Annotated in this window: 14 protein-coding genes and 1 tRNA gene; 11 read left to right on the plus strand and 4 right to left on the minus strand. The window is 70.2% G+C overall.

The features are described from left to right. Positions 1-9 precede the first annotated feature (9 nt). A complete protein-coding gene (locus tag FHP08_RS05065; RefSeq protein ID WP_147703247.1) occupies positions 10-3,102 on the plus strand; it encodes an efflux RND transporter permease subunit in 3,093 nt (1,030 codons plus the stop codon). On the opposite strand, the gene FHP08_RS05070 is transcribed toward FHP08_RS05065, so the two are convergent. Continuing rightward, the gene (locus FHP08_RS05070; protein ID WP_147703248.1) at positions 3,090-4,220 is read right to left on the minus strand and encodes a GNAT family N-acetyltransferase; all 1,131 of its coding nucleotides are present in this window, start codon (positions 4,218-4,220) and stop codon (positions 3,090-3,092) included. The two genes, FHP08_RS05065 and FHP08_RS05070, sit on opposite strands and share 13 nt — an antisense overlap. Positions 4,221-4,256: 36 nt before the next feature. On the opposite strand from FHP08_RS05070, the gene FHP08_RS05075 reads away from it, so the two are divergent. After that, positions 4,257-5,888: an NAD+ synthase gene (locus tag FHP08_RS05075; RefSeq protein ID WP_147703249.1), complete on the plus strand. Its 1,632-nt coding sequence runs from the start codon at positions 4,257-4,259 to the stop codon at positions 5,886-5,888. Positions 5,889-5,908: 20 nt separating this feature from the next. After that, positions 5,909-6,247, plus strand: coding sequence for a P-II family nitrogen regulator (locus tag FHP08_RS05080; RefSeq protein ID WP_147703250.1), 339 nt, complete (start codon positions 5,909-5,911; stop codon positions 6,245-6,247). A 22-nt stretch (positions 6,248-6,269) separates the two neighbouring features. On the opposite strand, the gene FHP08_RS05085 is transcribed toward FHP08_RS05080, so the two are convergent. Genes FHP08_RS05085 through trxB form a run of 3 tightly spaced genes read right to left on the minus strand, consistent with a single transcriptional unit; the run spans position 6,270 to position 8,567 of the window. Beyond that, positions 6,270-6,896 (minus strand): DUF4126 domain-containing protein, encoded by a 627-nt coding sequence (locus FHP08_RS05085; protein ID WP_225879037.1) that lies wholly within the window; start codon positions 6,894-6,896, stop codon positions 6,270-6,272. Continuing rightward, positions 6,893-7,561: a Smr/MutS family protein gene (locus FHP08_RS05090; RefSeq protein WP_147703251.1), complete on the minus strand. Its 669-nt coding sequence runs from the start codon at positions 7,559-7,561 to the stop codon at positions 6,893-6,895. The genes FHP08_RS05085 and FHP08_RS05090 overlap by 4 nt, the downstream gene beginning before the upstream one ends. Positions 7,562-7,607: 46 nt before the next feature. Beyond that, on the minus strand, positions 7,608-8,567 hold the full coding sequence (gene trxB, locus FHP08_RS05095; protein WP_147703252.1) for a thioredoxin-disulfide reductase: 960 nt from the start codon (positions 8,565-8,567) through the stop codon (positions 7,608-7,610). A 194-nt stretch (positions 8,568-8,761) separates the two neighbouring features. On the opposite strand from trxB, the gene FHP08_RS05100 reads away from it, so the two are divergent. The 8 genes from FHP08_RS05100 (at position 8,762) to FHP08_RS05135 (ending at position 18,165) form a co-directional block, all read left to right on the plus strand. After that, positions 8,762-9,436, plus strand: coding sequence for a Crp/Fnr family transcriptional regulator (locus FHP08_RS05100; RefSeq protein ID WP_147703253.1), 675 nt, complete (start codon positions 8,762-8,764; stop codon positions 9,434-9,436). A 5-nt stretch (positions 9,437-9,441) separates the two neighbouring features. Next, the gene (locus tag FHP08_RS05105) at positions 9,442-11,838 is read left to right on the plus strand and encodes a DNA translocase FtsK (RefSeq protein ID WP_225879038.1); all 2,397 of its coding nucleotides are present in this window, start codon (positions 9,442-9,444) and stop codon (positions 11,836-11,838) included. Between the two features lie 86 nt (positions 11,839-11,924). After that, the gene (gene lolA / locus FHP08_RS05110) at positions 11,925-12,614 is read left to right on the plus strand and encodes an outer membrane lipoprotein chaperone LolA (RefSeq protein ID WP_147703255.1); all 690 of its coding nucleotides are present in this window, start codon (positions 11,925-11,927) and stop codon (positions 12,612-12,614) included. Further along, positions 12,611-13,786: a DSD1 family PLP-dependent enzyme gene (locus FHP08_RS05115; RefSeq protein ID WP_225879039.1), complete on the plus strand. Its 1,176-nt coding sequence runs from the start codon at positions 12,611-12,613 to the stop codon at positions 13,784-13,786. The genes lolA and FHP08_RS05115 overlap by 4 nt, the downstream gene beginning before the upstream one ends. Before the next feature lie 37 nt (positions 13,787-13,823). Next, positions 13,824-15,101, plus strand: coding sequence for an MFS transporter (locus FHP08_RS05120; RefSeq protein ID WP_147703257.1), 1,278 nt, complete (start codon positions 13,824-13,826; stop codon positions 15,099-15,101). 148 nt (positions 15,102-15,249) lie between these two features. Then, the gene (locus FHP08_RS05125) at positions 15,250-16,539 is read left to right on the plus strand and encodes a replication-associated recombination protein A (protein ID WP_147703758.1); all 1,290 of its coding nucleotides are present in this window, start codon (positions 15,250-15,252) and stop codon (positions 16,537-16,539) included. A gap of 85 nt (positions 16,540-16,624) precedes the next feature. Then, on the plus strand, positions 16,625-17,932 hold the full coding sequence (serS, locus tag FHP08_RS05130; protein ID WP_147703258.1) for a serine--tRNA ligase: 1,308 nt from the start codon (positions 16,625-16,627) through the stop codon (positions 17,930-17,932). A gap of 143 nt (positions 17,933-18,075) precedes the next feature. Next, a tRNA-Ser gene (locus FHP08_RS05135) sits at positions 18,076-18,165 on the plus strand. Positions 18,166-18,213: the final 48 nt, after the last annotated feature.

Consider the following 18,213-nt stretch of genomic DNA (forward strand, 5'->3'; position numbering starts at 1 on the left):
GCGGCCCGCATGTCGCGCTTCTTCATCGACCGCCCGATCTTCGCGGCCGTCCTGTCGATCGTCATCACGCTGGCCGGGCTGGTCGCCTCGCAGATCCTGCCGGTAGCCCAGTACCCGGAGATCGCGCCGCCAACGGTCACGATCAATGCGAGCTACCCCGGTGCCAGCGCCGAGACGCTCGCCCGCACCGTGGCCGCCCCGATCGAGGAGCAGCTCTCGGGCGTCGAGCGGCTGCTCTACTTCAATTCCAGCTCGTCCTCGAACGGCCAGGTGACGATCACCGCCACCTTCGATGTCGGCACCAACGTCGACCAGGCGACCTTCAACATCAACAACCGGGTGCAGCTGGCCCTGCCGCGTCTGCCCGACGAGGTCCGCCGCAACGGCGTGACCGTCCAGAAGCGCTCGAACGACATCCTGCTGGTGGTCGCGCTGACCTCGCCCGACGGCCGCTTCGACACCCTCTACCTGTCGAACTACTCGTCGCTGAACATCGTCGACGAGCTCAAGCGCCTGCCCGGCGTGGCCGACGTGTCGATCTTCGGCGCGCGCGACTACGCGATGCGTGTCTGGCTGCGCCCCGACCGGATGGCGGCGCTGGGCGTGACCACGGCCGAAGTCGCGGCGGCCGTCCGCGCGCAGAACGCGCAGTACGCGGCGGGCAAGATCGGCGCGGAGCCCGCCGTGCCCGGGCAGAGCCTGATCTACACGGTGACCGCGCGCGGCCGCCTGGTCGAGCCAGAGGAGTTCGGCGAGATCGTCGTCCGGGCCGGCGGGCCCGAGGGCGTGCTGCGCCTGAAGGACATCGCCCGCATCGAGCTCGGCGCGCAGAGCTACGACGCCTTCAACACGCTCGACGGCCGCCCGACGATCGGCACCGCGGTCTTCCTGCAGTCGGGCGCCAACGCGCTCGACGTCGCCGAGGCCGTCAAGGCGCGCATGGCCGAGCTCAAGCGCGGGTTTCCCGAGGGCGTCGACTACGTGATCCCCTTCGACACGACCCGTTACGTGTCGTCGTCGATCGACGAAGTGGTCAAGACCATCATCGAGGCGGCGGTGCTGGTCGTGCTGGTGGTCTTCGTGTTCCTGCAGAGCTGGCGCGCGACGGTAATCCCGATGGTCGCGGTGCCGGTCTCGCTGATCGGCACCTTCGCGGGGCTCTGGCTGTTCGGCTTCTCGATCAACACGCTCACGCTGTTCGCGATGGTGCTGGCGATCGGCATCGTCGTCGACGACGCGATCGTGGTGCTGGAGAACGTCGAGCGGCTGATGCGCGAGGAGAGGCTCCCCGCGCGCGATGCGGCGATCGAGGCGATGCGCGAGGTCTCGGGCGCGGTCGTCGCGATCGTGCTCGTGTTGTGCGCGGTCTTCGTTCCCGTGGCCTTCCTCGGCGGCATCGCCGGGCAGCTGTACCGGCAGTTCGCGGTCACCGTGGCGATCGCGGTGGTCCTGTCCGGCTTCGTCGCGCTCACGCTCACGCCGGTGATGTGCGCGCTCCTGCTCAAGAGCGCGCATCACGAGTCGAAGCTCTTCAAGCCCTTCAACAAGGGCTTCGACGCGCTCACCCGGCTGTTCATGGCGGCGGTGCGCTTCGCGGCCCGGCGCCGGCTGGTTTCGCTGGTCGCCTTCCTGGGATTCCTCGCGTTGGCGGCCGCGCTGTTCGTCCGCATCCCGGGCAGCTTCGTGCCGCCCGAGGACCAGGGCTACGTGATCGGCGCGATCATCCTTCCGGACGGCGCCACGCTCGAGCGCACCGGCCGCTCCGGCGCGCAGTTGCAGAAGATGTTCGAGGGCCACCCGGCGATCCAGAACATGTTCGTGGTCAACGGCTTCGACCTGATCGGGGGCGGCAACAAGACCAACGCCGCCACGATCTTCGTGCCGCTCAAGGATTGGAAGGAACGCACCCAGACCGCGCCGCAGGTCGCGGGCGAGATCTTCGCGAAGGGCATGGCGCTGACCGACGGCATGGCGCTGGCCTTCAACCCGCCGGCGATCCGCGGCCTGGGCACCGCGGGCGGCTTCGAGGTCTACGTGCAGGGCCGTGGAAACGCCGACCCCAAGCGCCTGGCCGAAGTGATCGGCGTATTCGTCGCCGACCTGCAGAAGCATCCGCAGTTGCAGGGCATCAACACCTTCTTCCGGCCCTCGGTGCCGCAGCTGCGGGTCGAGGTCGACCGCGAGAAGGCGCTCTCGCTGGGCGTACCGGTGCCGGAGGTCTTCGAGGCGCTGCAGGCCACGATGGGCGCGCTCTACGTGAACGATTTCAACATGTTCGGCCGGACCTATCGGGTGCAGCTGCAGGCCGACGCGCCTTTCCGGATGTCGCCCGCAGACCTGGGCCGCGTCTGGGTCCGCTCGTCGCGTGGGGAGATGATCCCGCTCTCGGCGCTGCTCCAGGTCTCGTCGATCGTGGGCCCGGAGCAGCTCGAGCGCTTCAACGGCTACGTGGCCGCGAAGGTGCTGGGCAGTGGCAAGGCCGGGGTCAGCTCGGGCGACGCGATCCGCGCGGTCGAGGACGTCGCCGCGGCCAGCCTGCCGCCCGGCTACGCCATCGCATGGACCGGCCAGGCCTTCCAGGAGAAACGCACTGGCAGCGCATCGGTGTTCGCGTTCGGCTTCGCGATCGTGATGGTCTACCTGATCCTGGCCGCCCTCTACGAACGCTGGGGCCTGCCGGTCGCGGTGCTGCTCGCGGTGCCGTTCGCGATCGCGGGCGCGCTCGGCCTGGTGTTCCTGAGAGGAATGGAGAACGACATCTACTTCCAGATCGGCCTGATCGTGCTGATCGGGCTGGCGGCGAAGAACGCGATCCTGATCGTGGAGTTCGCGCAGCAGGCCTTCCTGGCGGGCAAGACGCCGCTGGAGTCGGCCCTGCAGGCCGCGCGCCTGCGCTTTCGCCCGATCGTGATGACCTCGCTGGCCTTCGTGCTCGGCGTGCTGCCGCTGGCCATCGCTTCGGGCGCCGGCGCCGCGGCCCGCCGGTCGATGGGCACCGGGGTGGTCGGCGGCATGCTTCTGGCCACCTTCGTGGCGCCGATCTTCGTGCCGCTCTTCTTCAACCTGACTGCGCGCCGTCGCGGCGGGGATCAGCGCAAGTAGGCGGATCGTTCCCCCAGTTCGTCCAGCCAGGCGCCCACCATCCCGCCTTCGCGCTCCAGGAATCGCTCCACGGCGTCGGCGAAGGCGGGTTCGGCGAGCCAGTGCGCCGAACGGGTCTGCACCGGCTCGAAGCCGCGCGCCATCTTGTGCTCGCCTTGCGCGCCGCCTTCGATGACCGCGAGTCCTCGCTCGATCGCCAACTCGATCGCCTGGTAGTAGCAGAGCTCGAAGTGCAGGCAGGGCACCTGCTCGACCGCGCCCCAGTAACGCCCGTAGACCCGTTCGTCGTCGACCATCAGCAGGCTGCAGGCGATCGGGCGCGCGCCGTCGCGAGCGACGACCAGCACCAGGTTCCCGGGCAGCAGCGCGCCGATCCGTTCGAAGAAGGCCAGGTTCAGGTAGGGCGTCGAGCCGTGCTCGGCGTAGGTGTTCTCGTAGCAGCGCGTGAAAAAGGCCCAGTCGGCGGGCGCGATCGCCTCGCCGGCCAGTCGCTCGATGGCGAGGCCCGCCGAGGCGACCTTGCGGCGCTCGGCGCGGATCTTCTTGCGCTTGGACTGGGACAATGCGGCCAGGAAGGCGTCGAAGTCGGGCCAGCCCTCGTTGCGCCAGTGGAACTGCACGCCACGCCGCTGCATCGCGCCGCACGCTTCGAGCAGGGCTGCCTCGGACTCGGTCGGAAAGAGCACGTGCAGGGAGGACAGCCCGCTTTCCGCAGCCAGGCGCATCAAGGCGCGGGCCGCCGCCCCGCGCGCGCGCGCGTCCGCGGCCAGCAGCCGCGGGCCGGTCACCGGCGTGAACGGCACCGCCGACAGCAGCTTCGGATAATAGCGCCTGCCATGGCGCTGGTACGCGTCGGCCCAGGCCCAGTCGAACACGTACTCGCCGTAGGAGTGGCTCTTCAGGTAGATCGGCACGGCCGCGCGCAGCCGGCCCCGGGCGTCCTCGAGCAGCAGGTGACGAGGCTGCCAGCCGGTGCCCGCGCCGACGCAGCCGGTCGCCTCCAGCGCGTGCAGGAACTCGTGCCGCAGGAAGGGCTGCGCCCGTCCCGAGCCGGACGCGGCCGCCAGCGAATTCCAGTCGGCAGGCCCGACTGTCGCCAGGTCGTCCACCAGTCGCATGCGATAATCGTCGGCTACGGACACTCTCAATCCTCCATGCGAATCGCCGCTGCCCAGCTGAACCAGACCGTCGGTGATTTCCCGGGCAACGCCGACCGCATTATCGGCGCAGCCCGCAAGGCGGCCGACCGCGGTGTGCGGGTACTGGTCACGCCGGAGCTGTCGCTCACCGGCTATCCGCCCGAGGACCTCCTGCTGCGCGACGCCTTCCAGCGCCGCAGCGACGAGGCGCTCGATCGCATCCGCGAGGCTACGGCGTCGCTCGAGCTGTTCCTGCTGGTCGGCCATCCGGTCAGCGAAGGGCAGGGGGCCGGCAGGCGTCGCTTCAATGCCGCATCGCTGCTGCACCGTGGCCGGGTGGTCGGGGTGTGCCGCAAACGCGAGCTGCCCAACTACGCGGTGTTCGACGAGGCACGCTACTTCGCGCGCGGCGAGGAGGCGTTCGTCTTCGACGTCGACGGCATGCGGCTCGGCGTGGCGATCTGCGAGGACTTCTGGTTCCCCGTGCCGCCCCGCGCGCTGCACGAGATCGGCGCGCAGGCCCTGCTGGTGCTCAACGCCTCGCCTTATCACCTGGGCAAGCAGCACTCGCGACTGGACACCGCCCGCGCCAACGTGAGCGCGCTGGGCATGCCGATGCTGGCGGCCAATCAGGTGGGCGGACAGGACGAGCTCGTCTTCGACGGTCTCTCCTTCGCGCTCGACGCCTCGGGTGCGCTGGCCGCGCAGGGCAAGGCCTTCGAGAGCGACCTGCTGGTGGTCGAGCTCCAGGCCGATGCGGACGGGCGCGTCGACTTCGTGAGCCAGGCCATTCCCGAGTCTCCGCCTCCCGAGGCGCAGGTCTACGCCGCGCTGGTGCTCGGCGTGCGCGACTACATCGGCAAGAACGGCTTTCCCGGCGCGATCGTCGGGCTGTCGGGCGGGGTCGATTCGGCGCTGGTCCTGGCCATTGCGGTCGACGCGCTCGGGGCCGACAAGGTGCGCGCGGTGATGATGCCATCGCCGTACACCGCCGAGATCTCCTGGCTCGACGCGCGCGACATGGCCCAGCGCCTGGGCGTGCGCTACGACGAGTTGCCGATCGGCGCCTGCTTCGACGCCTTCCGCGCCACGCTGGCCGGCGAGTTCCGCGGCCTGCCCGAGGACACCACCGAAGAGAACCTGCAGGCGCGGATCCGCGGGATGCTGCTGATGGCCCTGTCGAACAAGTTCGGCGCCATCGTGCTGACCACCGGCAACAAGAGCGAGATGGCGGTCGGCTATGCCACGCTGTACGGCGACATGGCCGGCGGCTTCGCGGTCATCAAGGACATCGCCAAGACGCTGGTCTGGCGGCTCTGCCGGTGGCGCAACACCGTGTCCGACGCGATCCCTGACCGGATCATCACCCGCCCGCCTTCGGCCGAGCTCAAGCCCGGCCAGACCGACCAGGACTCGTTGCCGCCCTACGAGACGCTGGACGCGATCGTTCGCCTGTACATGGAGGAAGACCGCAGCGTCGACGAGATCGTCGCGGCGGGACACCCGGCCGATGCGGTGGCACGCGTGGTGCGCCTGATCCAGGTCAACGAGTACAAGCGCCGGCAGGCGCCGGTGGGCATCCGGGTTACGCATCGCGCCTTCGGCCGCGACTGGCGCTACCCGATCACCTCGAAATTCAGGGACTGACAGGACTTTCCGGAGAACTCATGAAACAGATCACCGCGATCATCAAGCCGTTCAAGCTCGACGAGGTCCGCGAAGCGCTGGCCGAAGTGGGCGTCTCGGGCCTGACCGTCACCGAGGTCAAGGGCTTCGGCCGCCAGAAGGGCCACACCGAGCTCTACCGGGGCGCGGAGTACGTGGTCGACTTCCTGCCGAAGATCAAGGTCGAGGTCGTGCTCAACGACAACCAGGCCGAGCAGGCCATCGAGGCGATCACCAAGGCCGCGCGCACCGGACGCATCGGCGACGGCAAGATCTTCGTGAGCGAGGTCGAGCAGGTGATCCGGATCCGCACGGGCGAGACCGGCGACAGCGCGATCTGAATCGCGCCCGCCCTGGGCCCGTTCACAGGCCCTGGCCGCCCGGCGCGGTACGGCGGGTCAGGCGGCGCAGGCCCCGCAGCAGCAAACGGATCGCCAGCGCCGCGAGCACCACGAAGACCAGCAGCAGCCCGAGGAAGACCAGCGGCCAGCTGACCGCCAGCCAGGCGCCCAGCGGCACCATCAGGTCTTCCGCCGCGGACACCAGCAGGTTCGAGAACGGCTCGGGAGACGTGTTGACCGCCGCCCGGGTGCCCGACTTCGCCAGATGGGTCGTGGCGGTCAGCGTGCCGCCCAGCAGCGCGGCCGCGACCGCGACCGCGGCGCCCGAGTCTCCGAACGCCGCGGCCGCCAGCGCCGCGCCGGCCGGGATTCGCACGAAAGTGTGCAGGCCGTCCCACAAGCTGTCGAGCAGCGGCAGCTTGTCGGCGAAGAGTTCGACCGACGCCATGAAGGCCGCCGCGCCCAGGACCAGCGGGTGGGCGAGCACCTCCAGATGCGTCGGCAGCTCCCACCAGCCGAACTTGTGCGCGAGGCCGAACAGGAAGACCACTGCGTAGAGCCGGATGCCGGCGCCCCAGGCCAGCGCCGCAGCGAGCGCGAGCTCGGGCAGCCATGGCGCCACGCCGGGCGGCAACAGCCCCGAGATCACTGGACCCGCAGCAGCACGATCATCGCGCCGCCGCCGCCGTCGTTGGGCCGCGCCTCGCAGAAGGCCAGCACCTCTTCGCGCTGGGCCAGCCAGCGCGGCACCTTGCGCTTGAGCACGGGCTCCTTGCCGATCGAACCCAGCCCCTTGCCGTGGATGATCCGCACGCAGCGGATCTCGTCGCGCACCGCCTGCGCCAGGAAACCAGCCAGTGCTTCGCGCGCTTCGTCGACCCGCAGGCCATGCAGGTCGATCTGCATGCGCACCACCCATTCACCGCGGCGCAACCGGCGCACCACGTCGGGCCCGATGCCGGGGCGGCGCCAGGACAGCGTCTCGTCGGTGTCGAGATAGCGCTCGACGTCGATCTCGTCCGACAGGGACTCCTCGAGCACCGCCCGCTCGTCGCGCATGCGCTGGATCGGAAGCGTCGGCGGTGCCGCGGGGCGAAGCTCGACGCGCCCGCTGGCGCGCAGTGGGGTCGCGCCGGCCATCTCGGCGCGAAACAGGTTGGCTTCGCGCTCCGCGCGCTGGGCGGCTTCGCGCGCCTGCTTTTCGGCCTGGCGCGCCCGGCGTGCCTGCTCGGCCAGCGATTCGCGCAGGCCGGCCAGCGCCCCGAGGCCCTCGAGCGGAGGATTCCGGCGCCCATCGCGCGCGCGGCGACTCATCGCGTCGGGCTCCGTGGTCGAGGGGGGTGGGCGCCCGAAGCCGGCCTCAGTGGCCGGACTGGGCCTCGAGGTAGCGCTGCGCGTCGAGCGCGGCCATGCAGCCGGTGGCCGCGCTGGTGATCGCCTGCCGGTAGACGTGGTCCTGCACGTCGCCCGCGGCGAACACGCCGGGCACGCTGGTCGCGGTGGCCTGGCCGTTGAGCCCGCTCTTCGTGACGATGTAGCCGTTGGCCATTTCCAGCTGGCCGGCGAACAACTCGGTATTCGGCGAATGGCCGATCGCCACGAACACGCCGGTCAACGGCAGGTCAACGGTCTCGCCGTCTCGGTTGTCGCGGATCCTCACGCCGGTCACGCCGGTTGCGTCGCCGAGCACCTCGTCGAGCTCGTGGAACCAGCGCACCTCGGCCTTGCCTTCGCGCACCTTGTCCATCAGCTTGTCGATCAGGATGGGCTCGGCGCGGAACTTGTCGCGGCGATGGATCACGGTGACCTTGCGGGCGATGTTGGTCAGGTAGAGCGCCTCCTCGACCGCGGTGTTGCCACCGCCGATCACGCAGACGTCCTGGTTGCGATAGAAGAATCCGTCGCAGGTGGCGCAGGCCGACACGCCCTTGCCCATGAAGGCCTGCTCGGTGGGCAGCCCCAGGTACTTCGCCGTGGCGCCGGTGGCGACGATCAGCGCATCGCAGGTGTACTCGCCGGCATCGCCGATCAGCCGCAGCGGACGCTCGTCGAGCTTCACCGTGTGGACGTGGTCGAAGATCACCTCGGTGCCGAAGCGCTCGGCGTGCTTCTGGAAGCGCGCCATCAGGTCCGGCCCCTGCACGCCGTCGGCATCGGCCGGCCAGTTGTCGACGTCGGTGGTCGTCATCAACTGGCCTCCCTGGGCCAGGCCGGTGATCAGCACCGGGTTCAGGTTGGCGCGGGCGGCGTACACCGCGGCGGTGTAGCCGGCGGGGCCGGAGCCGAGGATCAGGAGGCGGGCGTGGCGGGGTGCGGACATGATCGGGAGGACCTGGTTCGTCCCGGCCGGACCGTTCGTCGGGACGGCAGCGGGCTGCGTTGCGAAAAACTCAAAAAATCATCGGCTTAGCGGGTCGTTTTTTGAGCGCTTTGTTAAATTCGGCACGACTAGGGCAGAATTATAGGGATTCCGGCCGCCGAGACCGCGGTCGAGCCCTGCAATCCGAGGTGGGTATGCGTCAGGAAGAAAACAAGCTTTTCCTGCGACGGATTCCGTTGCTGGCCACGCTGAGCGAGCAGCAGCTCGACGCCCTGGCCGCGGGCAGCGCCCGCCGCAGCTTTCCGCGCGGTCGCACGATCGTCGCCGAAGGCGAGCCGTCGCAGTCGCTGTACATCCTGCTGTCGGGCCGGGCGAAGGTCCAGCGTTCCGACACGGAGGGCAAGGAGGTCATCCTCGCGGTGCTGGGCTCCGGCGACTGGTTCGGCGAGATGAGCATGATCGACGACGCGCCGCGCTCGGCCAGCGTGATCACGCTCGAGCCCTGCGAGTTCATGGCCATCGAGAAGGCCAGCTTCCGCAAGCTGCTCGCCGAGAGTCCCGAGGTCAGCATGGCGGTCATGCGCCAGCTGGTCGGCCGGCTGCGCGAAGCCGACCGCAAGATCGAGACCCTGGCGCTGCTCGATGTCTACGGCCGCGTCGCCCGGGTGCTGCTCGACTTCTCCGAGGACGTCAACGGCGAGCGGATCGTGCGCAACCGCCTGCCTCGCCAGGAGATCGCCAAGATGATCGGCGCCTCGCGCGAGATGGTGTCTCGCGTGATGAAAGGGCTCGAGACCGAGGGCTTCGTCGTGCCCTTGCCCGAAGGCCGGATGCTGCTGCGCGAGAAGCTCGGCTCCTACACCCATTGACCGTCGTGTCCCGTAGTTCCACGCTCTCCAATGGCGCATCCCGCGCCTCCGCGTTCATGCTCCCCGACAGGGCGCTTCGCCTGGTGCAGGAAGCCCGCTGGCTCGCGCTGGCAGTGCTCGCGCTGTTCCTGCTGCTGATCCTTGCCACCTATCACCCGGCCGATCCGGGCTGGTCGCACGCCGCGCCCGATCGCATCGTCCAGAACGCCGGGGGCAGGGTGGGCGCCTGGTTCGCCGACCTTCTGCTCTACCTGTTCGGGCTCAGCGCCTACCTGCTGGCGGGCGCGATGGGCGTGTCGGTCGTGCGCGGCATGGCCCGGCTGCGCGCCGCGGCCCGCGAGGCCGAAGCCCCGAAGAAGCGCGCGCAGAAGCCCGACGAGCCGCTGCCTGGCAGCCGCTTCGCCTGGGAGCGCTGGCTCGGATTCGCGATGTTGTTGATCGGCTGCGTGGCCCTCGAATCCGCCCGACTGCACGGCATCGGCGCCGAGCTGCCGTTCGCGCCGGGTGGCGTGCTCGGCAGCATCGTGGCCACGCCGCTGCTCGACGCGCTGGGCGCGGTGGGCGGCACGCTGGCGCTGCTCGGACTGATCGCCGCCGGATTCAGCCTGTGGTCGGGCTGGTCCTGGCTCGCGATCTTCGAACGGGTCGGGACCGCGCTCGAGTGGCTGGCCCTGCGCGCGGTGCAGGCGGTCTCGGCGCGCAAGGACCGGCGCATCGGCGAGGCGGCGGCCAGCGTGCGCGAGGAGCAGGTCCAGGAGAAGCGCAAGATCTTCGAAGAAGACCCGGCGCCGATCCGGATCGAGCCGCCGGTGGCGCGCATCCAGCCTTCCGAGCGGGCCGTGGCCGAGCGCCAGTCCACCTTGTTCGTCGACTTGCCGGCCGACACCGAGCTGCCGCCGCTGTCGCTGCTCGACGAGCCGCCGGCGCAGCAGGAGACCGTGTCGGCCGAGACCCTCGAGTACACGTCGCGGCTGATCGAGAAGAAGCTTTCCGACTTCAACGTGGCGGCCAACGTGGTCGCCGCGCAGCCCGGGCCGGTCATCACGCGCTACGAGATCGAGCCGGCCACCGGCGTGAAGGGCAGCCAGATCGTCAACCTGTCCAAGGACCTGGCCCGCGCGCTGTCGCTGGTGTCGATCCGGGTGGTCGAGACCATCCCCGGCAAGAACCTGATGGGCCTCGAGCTGCCGAACGCGCGCCGCCAGACGGTTCGCCTGTCCGAGATCCTCGGCTCGCAGGTCTACGCGAACAGCGCCTCGCCGCTCACGCTGGCGCTGGGCAAGGACATCGCCGGCAACGCGGTGGTGGCCGACCTGGCCAAGATGCCGCACCTGCTGGTGGCCGGCACCACCGGCTCGGGCAAGTCGGTGGGCATCAACGCCATGCTGCTGTCGCTGCTCTACAAGGCCGACCCGAGCCAGGTGCGGCTGATCCTGATCGACCCCAAGATGCTCGAGATGAGCACCTACGAGGGCATTCCGCACCTGCTCGCGCCGGTGGTCACCGACATGCGCCACGCCGGCAACGCGCTGAACTGGTGCGTGGCCGAGATGGAGCGCCGCTACCGGCTGATGAGCAAGCTGGGCGTTCGCAACCTTTCCGGCTACAACGCCAAGATCGCCGATGCCGAGAAGCGCGAGGAGCTGATCCCGAACCCGTTCTCGTTGACCCCGGACGCCCCCGAACCGCTGGGCCGCCTGCCCCAGATCGTGGTGGTCATCGACGAGCTGGCCGACCTGATGATGGTCGTCGGCAAGAAGGTCGAGGAGCTGATCGCGCGTCTTGCACAGAAGGCGCGCGCGGCCGGCATCCACCTGATCCTGGCCACGCAGCGGCCGTCGGTCGACGTGATCACCGGCCTGATCAAGGCGAACATCCCGACCCGGATCGCATTCCAGGTGTCCAGCAAGATCGACTCGCGCACCATCCTGGACCAGATGGGCGCCGAATCGCTGCTTGGGCAGGGCGACATGCTCTACATGCCGCCGGGCGGCGGCCTGCCGATGCGGGTGCACGGGGCCTTCGTGGCCGACGACGAAGTCCACGCGGTGGTCCAGCACTGGCGCGAGCTCGGGGGCGAGCCGCAGTACGTGGAGGGCATCCTCGAAGGCGGGGTGCCGGATGAAGTCGACGCGGGCAGCGCGGTCGGCTTCGGCGGGTTGTCGCAGACGCTGGCCGAGGCCGGCGTCGACGGCGAGGCCGACCCGATGTACGACCAGGCGGTGGCCGTCGTCGTCAAGCACAAGCGGGCGTCGATCTCGCTGGTGCAGCGCCACCTGCGCATCGGCTACAACCGCGCCGCGCGCCTGCTCGAGCAGATGGAGAAGTCCGGGCTGGTGTCCGCCATGGCGACCAACGGCAACCGGGAACTGTTGGTGCCGCAGCAGAAGGGCGAGGACTGAGCGTATTCGAGTAAGCGGCTGTGAATCGTTCGCATGCCGCGTATCGCTCGCCGGGCCGCGGGCCGCGGCATGCTAATTTCTCGGCCATGACCCAGTTCATTGCTCCAACGTCCGCCTCGCGCCCCCATGACCGGCGTCGCAGGCGCCTCGCTCCCGCCTTCGCCGCGCCCGTCCTCGCTCTCGTGATGCAGGCGCTCGCGGTGGCGCCGTCCTTCGCCGCCGGCCTCGACCAGCTGCGCGCCTTCCTGACCGAGACTCGCAGCGCCCAGGGCGAGTTCAGCCAGAAGGTGCTGCGCGCCAATGGCCAGACGCTCGAATCCACGCAGGGCGTGTTCGCCTTCTCCCGGCCTGGCAAGTTCCGCTGGGAGGTGCGCAAGCCCTTCGAACAGCTGATGGTGGCCGATGGCGAGCGGCTCTGGTTCCACGACAAGGACCTCAATCAGGTCACGATCCAGAAGCTCGGCGCGGCCGTCGGTTCCACGCCGGCGGCGCTGCTGTTCGGCTCGGGCGACCTGGAGAAGGCCTTCGCGCTGTCCGAGCAGGGCGAGCGCGATGGCATGGAATGGGTCGAGGCGGTGCCCAGGCAGACCGACCAGGGCTTCGACCGGATCGCGATCGGCCTGCGCGACGGCCTGCCGGCGGTCATGGAAGTGCGCGACGCCTTCGGCCGCACCTCGGTCTTCGCCTTCGAAGGCATCCGGCGCAATCCGGAGCTTTCAGCCTCGCTGTTCCGCTTCGCACCGCCTGCCGGCGCCGATGTGATCGAGCAGAAATGACGATGCCGACCGACACCAGCCCGCCCGTCACCGGGCGTCCCGACCCGGGCGTCTTGCTCGCGCCGCCGGCCCGACCGGGCGACCCGCTCGACGCGATCGACACGCCGGCGCTGCTGCTCGACCTCGATGCGTCGGACGCCAACGTGGCGGCCTTGCACGCGCAGGCGGTCGCCGCCGGCCTGGCGGTGCGCGCGCACGGCAAGGCGCATCGCTGCCCGCGGCTGGCGCTGCGGCAGATCGCTGCCGGGGCTGTCGGCATCTGCGTGCAGAAGGTGGGCGAGGCGGAGGGATTCGCCGCTGCCGGCGTGCGCGACATCCTGGTCACCAACGAGATCGTTTCCCCGGACAAGTGCCTGCGCCTGGCCAGGCTGGCCACGCTGCCCGGCATGCGAATCGCGACCTGCGTCGACGACCCGTTGCAGGTCGAACGTCTCGCCGCTGCCTGCGCGAGCGCCGGAAGCCGGGTCGACGTGCTGATCGAGGTCGACGTCGGCCAGCAGCGTTGCGGCGTCGAAACCCCTTCGCAGGCGCTGGCCATTGCCGAGGCGATCGATCGGGCCGCCCCGCATCTCGCGCTGCGCGGCCTGCAGGCCTACCACGGGCGGGCCCAGCACCTGCGAGGTGCCGGCGAGCGGGCCGAGGCGGTCGCCCGCGCGGCAGCGGTGGCTCGCGAGTTCCGCGCCGCGCTCGAGCAGGCGGGCCACGCGGTGAGCGAGATCAGCGGCGGCGGCACCGGCAGCTTTCCGAACGAGGCCGGGGCCGGCGTCTGGACCGAGCTGCAGGCAGGCTCCTACGCGCTGTTGGATCTCGACTACCGGGCCAACGCGGTGGATCCGGCCGCGCCGCGGCTGCGCCAGGCGCTGGGCGTGATGACCACGGTGATCAGCCGGCGCGCCGCGCATGCAGTGCTCGACGGCGGCCTGAAGAGCTTCGCCGTCGATTCGGGCCTGCCCGCGATGCGCGATCCGCGCTGGAAGGTGGTCGGGCTGTCCGACGAGCACACGGTGATCCGGCCGCTGGAAGGCGCAGCGCCGCTGGCGCTGGGCCAGCGGGTCATCCTGGATCCGGGGCACTGCGACCCGACGGTCAACCTGCACGACTGGATCGTCGCCTACCGCGGCAACACGGTCGAGGCGGTCTGGCCGGTGCTGCCGCGCGGCGCGTCGCGCTGAGCGCCCGATTGCCGCGCGCACGACCGGGAGCGCTCCCATGACCATGGCCACCCTCGGGCACGGCACACGCGGCGATGCCGGCGTGATCACGCTGGTCTCGTCGGCGCACGGCGTGTCGCACTTCTTCCACCTGGTGCTGCCGCCGATGTTTCCCTGGTTGCGCGACGCCTTCGGCCTGAGCTATGCCGAACTCGGCCTGTTGATGACGGTGCTGTTCACCGTTTCGGGCGTCGGCCAGGCCCTGGCGGGTTTTCTCGTCGACCGCATCGGTCCGGCGCCGGTGATGCAGGCCGCGCTGGCGCTGTTCGCAAGCGGCGCCGCGCTGATCGGGCTCGCCTCGTCCTGGGAATGGCTGGTGGCCGGGGCGGTGCTCATCGGCCTGGGCAATGCGCCCTTTCATCCGGTCGACTACTCGATCCTGAACGCCAGGGTGGCAACGCCGCGGATCGGCCATGCCTACGCCATGCACGGGGTGGCCGGCAGCCTGGGCTGGGCGCTTGCGCCGGTCTTCATGGTGGGCATCGCGCAGATCGCGGGCTGGCAAGGCGCCTTCTTCGGCGCCGCCTTGCTCGCAGCGGCAATGCTCGCCGCGGTGACGCTGCGCCGCGACCTGCTCGTCGTGGCGGCCCATCGGGCGGCCGAAGCTGCGGCGCCGGCGACCGGCTCCGCGGCGCCGCAAGGCCGGCACGCCGCCGGGCCCAGCCCGCTCGATTTCATGCGCCTGCCGGCGGTCTGGTTCAGCTTCGCCTTCTTCTTCGCGAGCGCCTTCGCGCTGGGCGGCGTGCAGAGCTTCGGGCCCGAGTCGGCGCGACTGCTGCACGAGGTGCCGCTCGGGGTGGTGGCCATCTGCCTGACCGCCTACATGCTGTCGAGCGCCACGGGGATGATCGCCGGCGGCTTCGTGGCGACCGACCCCTCGCGGGCCGAGCGCACGATCGCGATGGCCTTCGGCCTGGCGGCGCTGGTCGCGCTCACCTTGCCCTTCGTGCCCTGGCCGGGCGCCGCGATGCCGGTGCCGTTCGCGCTGATGGGCTTCGCGGCGGGCGTGGCCAATCCCTCGCGCGATCTGCTGATCCGGCGCGCGGCGCCACCCGGCGCCACCGGCCGGGTCTACGGCATCGTCTATTCGGGGCTGGACCTGGGCATGTCGATCGCGCCGCCCATCTTCGGCTTCATGCTGGACAAGGGCGCGCCGGCCGGGGTCTGGATCGGCATCGCGATCGCGCAGGTCCTGATGATCGCGGGCGCCTTCCGCGCCGGCGGCGCCGCGCGTGCGCAGGCTGGCCAGGCCGCGCAGGCGGCGAAGGCGACCTGAGGCAGGGGCGCATCTTGCGAGAGCGAAGCCAATGAGCGGCGCCGAACCCGACCTGTTCGGCGTCCCGGCAGGGCGATCGGCGCCCCGCGAGGGCGCGCCAACCTCGGTCGGCTCGACTGCCGACGAGGGCAGCGGGAATGGCCGCGACATGACTGCCGTGCCGCTCGCCGAGCGGCTGCGCCCGCGCACGATCGACGAGGTCATCGGCCAGCGCCACCTGCTCGGCCCGGGCAAGCCGCTGCGGGTGGCCTTCGAGGCCGGCAAGCCTCATTCGATGATCTTCTGGGGGCCGCCAGGCGTGGGCAAGACCACGCTGGCGCGCCTGATGGCCGACGCCTTCGACTCGCACTTCATCGCGATCTCCGCGGTGCTGGGCGGTGTGAAGGAGATCCGCGAGGCCGTCGCGGCGGCGGCGCAGCAGCGGGCGGCCGGCCGTCGCACGATCCTCTTCGTCGACGAGGTTCACCGTTTCAACAAGGCGCAGCAGGATGCCTTCCTGCCGCACGTCGAGAGCGGCCTGTTCACCTTCATCGGCGCGACCACCGAGAACCCGTCATTCGAGGTCAACGGCGCGCTGCTCTCGCGCGCGCGGGTCTACGTGCTGCAACCGCTGTCGACCGAGGAGCTGGCCGAGCTGTTCGCCCGCGCGGTGGCCGCGCTCGATCCGCCGGTGGCCTTCGACGAGGTCGCCCGCGAGCGGCTGAGCGGCTGGGCCGACGGCGACGGGCGCCGGCTCCTGAACGCGGTCGAGATCGTGGCCGACGCCGCGCGGGGGCTGGGCCGCGACCAGGTCGACGGCGACTTCCTCGAGCAGGCGCTGTCGCAGAACCTGCGCCGCTTCGACAAAGGCGGTGACGCGTTCTACGACCAGATCAGCGCGCTGCACAAGTCGGTGCGCGGCTCCGACCCGGACGCGTCGCTCTACTGGCTGTGCCGGATGCTCGACGGCGGCGCCGATCCGCGCTACCTGGCGCGGCGGATCATCCGGATGGCCAACGAGGACATCGGCCTGGCCGATCCCCGCGCGCTCACGCTGGCGCTCGAGGCCGCCGAAGTCTACGAACGGCTCGGGTCGCCCGAGGGCGAGCTCGCGCTGGCGCAGGCGGTGGTCTACCTGGCGTGCGCGGCCAAGTCCAACGCGGTCTACACCGCCTACAAGCGGGCGCGCGCCTTCGTGGCCGAGCACGGCTCGGCGCCGGTGCCGATGCACCTGCGAAACGCGCCCACGAAGCTGATGAAGGGGCTGGGCCACGGACAGGGCTATCGCTACGCCCACGACGAGGAGGGCGGCTACGCGGCCGGCGAGCGCTACTTCCCGGACGACGTCGAGGCGCCGACCTTCTACCAGCCGGTGGACCGGGGCCTGGAGATCAAGATCCGCGAGAAGCTGGCCTGGCTGCGCGCGCGCGATGCCGGCAAGGACTCGGGACCAGGTTGAGGGCAGGGGGCGACGGGGCGGCTTGATAAACTCGCCCCCTCGTGGCCCTCACCCTTCGCAGCGGCGCCCGCGCGCCGGTCCTCTCATGCTCGACATCGCCCAACTCCGCAAGGATCCCGAAACCGTTGCCGCCCGCCTGGCTTCGCGCGGCTACCGGCTCGACCTCGACGCCTTCCGCGAGCTCGAGGCCGAGCGCAAGGCCTTGCAGGTGCGCGCCGAGGAACTCCAGGCCAAGCGCAATGCGCTGTCGAAGTCGATCGGGCAGTTGAAGGCACGCGGCGAGGACACCTCGGCGGTGATGGCCGAGGTCGCGGGCCTGGGCGACGAGCTCAAGACGGCCACCGAGCAGAGCGACCTGGTCCGCAAGCGCGTCGACGACTGGCTCGCCCAGGTGCCCAACCTGCCGCACGAATCGGTGCCGGTGGGGCGCGACGAGCACGGCAACAAGGAGATCCGCCGCTGGAGCCCCGAAGGCCGCGACCCGAAGCCGCTGGGCTTCGCGCCGCGCGACCACGTGGACCTGGGCGCGCCGCTGGGGCTGGACTTCGAATCGGCGGTGAAACTGTCGGGCTCGCGCTTCGCGGTGATGAGGGGGCCGATCGCCCGACTGCATCGCGCGCTCGCGCAGTTCATGCTCGACGTGCAGACCGGCGAGCACGGCTACACCGAGTGCTACACCCCCTACATCGTGAATGCGGCCACGCTGCGCGGCACCGGCCAGCTGCCGAAGTTCGAGCAGGACCTGTTCGCGGTGAAGAAGGGCGGCCAGGAAGGCGAGGGCGAGGCGCTGTACCTGATCCCCACCTCGGAGGTCTCGCTGACCAACCTGGTCGCCGGCGAGATCCTGCCGGCCGACACGCTGCCGATGCGCCTCACCGCACACACGCCGTGCTTCCGCTCCGAGGCCGGTTCCTACGGCCGCGACACCCGCGGCATGATCCGCCAGCACCAGTTCGACAAGGTCGAGATGGTGCAGGTGGTGCATCCCGAGAAATCCTACGAGGCGCTCGAGGAAATGGTCGGTCACGCCGAGGCCATCCTTCGGCGGCTGGAACTCCCGTACCGGGTCATGGCCCTGTGCACCGGGGACATGGGCTTCGGCGCGGCCAAGACCTACGACCTGGAAGTCTGGCTGCCCGCGCAGAACGCCTATCGCGAGATCTCGTCGGTGTCGAACTGCGAGGCCTTCCAGGCGCGGCGCATGCAGGCGCGCTTCCGCAATCCGCAGGGCAAGCCCGAGCTGGTCCACACGCTCAATGGCTCGGGCCTGGCGGTCGGCCGCACGCTGGTCGCGGTGCTCGAGAACTTCCAGCAGGAAGACGGGAGCATCGTGGTGCCGGCGGCGTTGCGGCCGTACATGGGAGGGGCCGCGAAGCTGGCGCCGTCAGCCTGACGGCGCCGGGTCGCCGACCCAGGCAAGTCGTCGCCGCGGGCAGGCTCCTCGCTCGAAAGTTTTTGCTATACTTTCCGGCTTCGCACCACGCACTGCCGATTGCCTGAAGTTCACGAAATGCAGGCGATCGCGCACGGTACCCCGGAGAGGTGGCAGAGTGGTCGAATGCGCCAGACTCGAAATCTGGTTTAGGGGCAACCCTAACGTGGGTTCGAATCCCACCCTCTCCGCCAGGACACATGAAGAAACGGGCCCCTGAGGGCCCGTTTCTTTTTTCCTCG

It is taken from the genome of Zeimonas arvi (assembly GCF_008039575.1).
GTDB classification, from domain to species: Bacteria; Pseudomonadota; Gammaproteobacteria; order Burkholderiales; family Burkholderiaceae_E; genus Zeimonas; species Zeimonas arvi.